2 protein-coding genes are annotated in these 1,647 nt (G+C 69.1%); one reads left to right on the forward strand and one right to left on the reverse strand.

The features are described from left to right. A partial coding sequence (locus tag ACGFNJ_RS25895) for a hypothetical protein (RefSeq protein WP_393453164.1) occupies window positions 1-302 on the reverse strand: 302 nt, incomplete at its 3' end. 261 nt (window positions 303-563) lie between these two features. On the opposite strand from ACGFNJ_RS25895, the gene ACGFNJ_RS25900 reads away from it, so the two are divergent. Further along, window positions 564-1,157, forward strand: a complete 594-nt coding sequence (locus ACGFNJ_RS25900) for a hypothetical protein (RefSeq protein WP_245746372.1) — start codon at window positions 564-566, stop codon at window positions 1,155-1,157. Window positions 1,158-1,647: the final 490 nt, after the last annotated feature.

Here is a 1,647-nt window from a genome sequence, read left to right on the forward strand (position 1 = left end):
CCGGTTGACAACCTGGTGGTCGTTGGGGGGTCGGCGGGCTGCGCCCTGACTTGCGCGAGTCGGTGCGGTCTTGGTTTCCGTTGCAGATCGATGATGGTCCCGTGCACTCGACGGCAGTGGGCCAGAGCGGTGGGCGTCGGCGGGTGGTCGGCGCGTTGACTCGACTGCGGCTGACCACAGTGACAGTGGCCGTTGATGATCAGCGGGTGGTCGAAGAAGGTGCGCTCGACGTCGGCCGTGGTGATATCCCATCCGCGGTTGGCGAGCCGAACATGGTGGAGCGCCGGTTCGGCAGCGCGCACGGTCGTCGATCCGCGCGTCGTCGGCAGGAATAGTGGGCGTGGTGGCCGTCTCGTTGAACTTCGCTGCGGCGTACCCCATTCGTTGCTGCTCGACGGGCGGGTGGGCGGCGGTGTGTCGTTGGAGACGGAAACGTACACCGCGGTGCTGGTGGTGGGGGTAACGTTGCTGCGCGCACGACATGGCGCGGGGTTGCGGAGAGGGTTGGGCCAGTGCAGGCGAATTCTGGTGGGCAGCAGACGGATCCCGTTGGACTCGATCTCGTGGCACCCGAGATGTATGCGCCGATGTTGCGGCGGTTGGCGCTGGCCGCCGCAGGCGTCGGGATCGGGTCGGCGCTGTTGACGGCGACCGTGGCGAGCTGGCCGATCGCGGTGCTCGTCGGGGTGGTTGTCGGTGCGCCGACCGTCGGCTACGCGGTCGCATTGCGGCGACGGCGGATGTGGTTGTCGGGCACCATCATTCATGCGCGCCGGGTGTTCGGGGAGCGGCAAGTGGAGATCGCCGCGGCCACCGGCGTCGAGGTGCTGATCTTCCCGGCCCGGCTCAGCCGGATCGTGCTCCGCGTCACCGCGGGCGAGATCTCCCAGGTCGTCCCGCTGGCCATGTACACCGACGCGGGCAGCGGCCGCGAAATGCACCTGCTCGGCCTGCGTCGCCTGGCCGACGCCCTCGCCGCCAGCCAACTCGCCGCCGCCGTCGCCGTCTCGGCCATGCTGGTGCAGCAGTTGCGCGCCGAAGCCCGCGACGCAGGCCTGGCCGAACGCCCCCTCTACCGCGCCGTCCAAATGGCCCGCACCAAGGACTACGTCTCCCCGATCGTCCTCACCGACCGCGAAGTCGCCGCCCTCGGCTGACCCCGTGAGCCACCTGCGACGGCGGCACCACCGACCTCCGGCGTGGTCTGGGGGAGCGGTCCCGATCGGGGGAGGCTTCAAGCCGAAGGGGCACTGGTGGCGGTGCCTTCTCGGGTGATGCCGCCACCGGTGCCTCGTGATCAGCCGACCGACTCCAGAAGCGGCCGGCGGGCCCGATTCCTGGCGACGAGTGGTACATGGCTGCGGCAAAGTGCGAGAAGACCTCTCCGTGGTGTGCCACTCGTTGACTGGGTTGCGCGATGGCGATTGCGAGGCGCGGGTGTTTCTCGCCGAGGGGGCTCTGGTGGCGGTGCCTTCTCGGGCGATGCCGCCACCAGTGCCTCGTGATCAGCCGACCAACTCCAGGCGGGTCGGTTTCCGTGCGACGAGTGGCACATGGCTGCGGCAAAGTGCGAGAAGACCTCTCCGTGGTGTGCCACTCGTTGACTGGGTTGCGCGATGGCGATTGCGAGGCGCGGGTGTTTCTCGG

It is taken from the genome of Nocardia sp. NPDC049149, assembly GCF_043197455.1.
Lineage (GTDB): Bacteria > Actinomycetota > Actinomycetes > Mycobacteriales > Mycobacteriaceae > Nocardia.